Below are 3,188 nucleotides of genomic sequence, written 5' to 3' on the forward strand. Positions count from 1 at the left end.
GTCTGCTGGGCGCGGGCGCTCGCCGCGCCGGCCACGGCCAGCGCCACCACGGCCGCGGACGCGCCGCGCCTGATTGTGGACGGGATCAAATCCCCACTCCTCCGTCGGTTGGCTGATTCCGGTATCCGGGGTACAATCGAGCGCGGCTCCGGGCGTGTCAAGCAGACGCGCGGAGCCGTTGGGGGTAGGACATCTCCAGGGGTGGTTGTGTTGGAGGGCCGTGCGGGCGGGGGAAGGGCAGGGAATAGGGAATAGGGAATAGGGAATAGGGAATGGGAGGGACAACGCTTCCGCGCCGTCGTCGTCCCTCCTCTGTGTCTCCGTGCCTCTGTTGGAGCCCGATCTGTTGCTGTTCCTCCGTGAACTCCCTGCCAACTCCGCATCGTCGCTGGCGGATGACGATCATCCCCGGACGTCGACGAAGCGGATTTCGGGCACGGAGTTGATCTCGCCGATCTGAGCCGCGAGTTCGTAGAACTTCATCAATCCCGCCAGCATTGGCTCGTCCAGATCGTAGGAGAGGTCGGCCCAGTACCCGTCCAGAAACTCCGCGCTGAAGCCGAAGTGGTCCGCGTACCGCCGCGCCAGCTCCGCGCGGTGCTCCAGCCCGTACGCGCGCGACTCCAGCAGCGCGGCATGCAGCGAGCGCAGCTGTGCGTCCGTGCCTCCGCCCGCCTGCCACACGGCGAACGCGAATGGCAGTCCGGTGTGCGCCATCCACTCCGCGCCCAGGTCAAAGCGGTGCGGCACCTCGGGATACAGCTCCGGCCGCAGCGCCACGTCACCGATGAAGAGCGCGCCCTCCGCCCCTGCCGCGAACGGATCCTCCTTCGCCTGGTCGAACCACACGAACTCCGGGCGCACGCCCCAGCGCCGCCGCAGCAGCACTTTCAGCAGCACCACGGAGGTCGCCGACGCGGTGGGCATGGCCACGGTGCATCCGTCCAGCTCCCCCGGCGCGCGGCGGGACAGGAACTGGATGCTGCGCACCGGGCCGCGCGAGCCGATCACCAGGTCCGGCAGCACGCGGTACCCCGCCGCGTGCCGCGCGAACTCGATGCTGGAGCAGGGCGCCACGTCGATCTCGCCCCGGTCCAGCAGCCCGTTCAGGTACGATGGAACGCCTTCGGTGATGCGCACCCCGGCCGGCGGGCCGCGGTCGATGAGCCCGGCGTGCACCGGAAAGCAGTTGCTGTAGGTGATGTGCCCCAGCCGGAGCGGCGCGTGGTCCATCAGGCGTTCCCGGAAAGCGATGTGTGCGCGGCGCCCGCCGCGGGGCGACGAGAATGCCCACGCGGGAGCGCGGTGTCAACGCCGCCCGGGATGGGGGAATGGCGATTGCGTCGGACCCCGCCCGCGCCGCGCGACCGGCAGCGGCCAGGGAGCACAAACCGGGGGACGACAATCCGATGGCGAACGAGCAGGGGGGCGGCGGGGGCGTGGAGGACGTTCGCGGCTGGCTGGTGATCGCCGGCGACGGAACCATGCTGGGCACGGTGATGGACATGGTGGCGGAACAGGGCGCCACGGAGCCGGCGTTCCTGGCCATCGCGCTGGACGCATCCGTGGCGCGGCGGCCGGGCGGCAAGACGGTGTACGTGCCGCGCTCCGCCGTGCGGCTGGACCCGGTGGTAAGCCGCGTGCACCTGGACGGCGTCACCGGCGAGGCGGCGCCCGGCCTTCCCACGGAGCCCACCGATGGACCCGTGGCCGCGCTGCACTCCAACGAGGTAGCGCCCGCGGCGCCCCTGGCCGCGCCCGCGCAGGCCACCGCCGTGGTGGACGGCGAGGCGCGCATGGTGGTGTCGCAGGAGGAGCTGAAGGTCGGCAAGCGGCTGGTGGAGGCCGGCGAAGTCCGCATCCGCAAGCACGTGGAAGCCGAGCAGGTGCGCGAGTCCATCTCCGTCATGCGCGAGGACGTCACCGTCGAGCGTCGCGCCGCGCCCCCGGGTGTGGGGATGGAGCCGCGCACGGAGGGCGACACGCTCTACGTCCCCATCGTGGAAGAAGAGATCGTCGTCACCAAGCGGCTGGTTGTCCGCGAGGAACTGGTGATCCGCAAGCGGCAGGTGATGGAGGAGCAGGTGATTCAGGAAACGCTGCACCACGAGCGCGCCGAGATCCTGGGCCCTGACGACGTCGGTGACGCGCCGCGCTGATCCTCATCCGAGCGGAACAGGAGCGCCGGCCCGGGATTCCGGGCCGGCGCTCTTCGCGACCGCTGCGTTCAACTCTCCTCGTCGTCGCTGCTCTTGGACGCGCCGGCTTCCGCCCCGGACTGCTGAAAAACCAGCCCGTATCCCGTGCGCCCGTCACGGATGCGGATCTGGTTGCCGTACCTGATGGCGGTGTACCCCGGAAGCCCTCCATCCGGCTGCATGAGCAGATCATCCTCGACAACGCGGTACCGCCCCCGTTCGATCCTGGAGGTACGCGTCGTCATCGCCAGGATGGTTTCTCCCTTTCGGGTAACGTCGCGTGTGTGCAGGTCGAGAACGTAACGCCGCCACCGGATGGTATCGTTGGGTGGTACGGTGTCCGTGAGCGTCAGAGTCCCGAACAGCACTTCCGTGGAGATCGTGGTGGAGTCCTCTGCCCTCACGCCGATGATGGCGGGAAGGTCCTCTGCATCCACTCGGGCGAGCGTCCAGACCTGCGGTGTTGCCGCGTCCAGCGGGGACCGGCGCAGGTTGATCTGCAGCCCGGCGGCCAAGTGCGCGCCGCTCAGGTCCAGGCTGCGCGGCCAGATCCCGGGTACGCCGGCGGCTTCCTCGTCCGACCCCTCGAACTTCAGGCTGGGGAGGCGGCGCCAGCGGTAGGACACCTCCGCGAACAGGCCGAACCAGCGTGTGTCCCTGTAGACCCCCAGCGTGGGTCCGAATTCCACCGTATTTCCGCCTGTGCCGTATCTCGCGCCGGAATCCGTATACGCCTGCGCGTTCGTGAGTTCAGCCAGGCCCACGCCCACCCCTCCGTACATCTCCGATTGGAACGGTCCCTTCAACTCCGTCACGTAGGCACTCAGTGTGGGCAGGGTTCGCACGGCCCCGCGGAGTTCGAAGTCGTCCCGAGTCTCCTTGAGTCCGCCCAGGTATGCCAGCCCGAAGCCGAGTTCGACGTGCGCGCCGTTTCTCCCCGCGACGTCCAGCAGCACCTCCGCTCCCGCGCCGCAAAGCACCCCGCCCAGA

The 3,188-nt window shown here is 69.4% G+C and carries 3 protein-coding genes; 1 reads left to right on the forward strand and 2 read right to left on the reverse strand.

The window, feature by feature from the left end; all coding sequences use genetic code 11:
- Positions 1-402: 402 nt before the first annotated feature.
- The gene (locus tag VF665_RS12615; RefSeq protein WP_331053781.1) at positions 403-1,233 is read right to left on the reverse strand and encodes a menaquinone biosynthesis protein; all 831 of its coding nucleotides are present in this window, start codon (positions 1,231-1,233) and stop codon (positions 403-405) included.
- Positions 1,234-1,409: 176 nt separating this feature from the next.
- On the opposite strand from VF665_RS12615, the gene VF665_RS12620 reads away from it, so the two are divergent.
- Positions 1,410-2,159, forward strand: a complete 750-nt coding sequence (locus VF665_RS12620; RefSeq protein WP_331053782.1) for a YsnF/AvaK domain-containing protein — start codon at positions 1,410-1,412, stop codon at positions 2,157-2,159.
- Between the two features lie 68 nt (positions 2,160-2,227).
- On the opposite strand, the gene VF665_RS12625 is transcribed toward VF665_RS12620, so the two are convergent.
- The coding region (locus tag VF665_RS12625) for a hypothetical protein (RefSeq protein ID WP_331053783.1) at positions 2,228-3,188 on the reverse strand (961 nt) is incomplete at its 5' end.

Origin of the sequence: Longimicrobium sp. (assembly GCF_036387355.1) — a bacterium.
Lineage (GTDB): Bacteria > Gemmatimonadota > Gemmatimonadetes > Longimicrobiales > Longimicrobiaceae > Longimicrobium.

Bases quoted from the DNA above. Each gene is read 5' to 3' on its own strand.
- VF665_RS12615 (WP_331053781.1), bottom strand. From the start codon at position 1,233: ATGGACCACGCGCCGCTCCGGCTGGGGCACATCACCTACAGCAACTGC.
- VF665_RS12620 (WP_331053782.1), top strand. From the start codon at position 1,410: ATGGCGAACGAGCAGGGGGGCGGCGGGGGCGTGGAGGACGTTCGCGGC.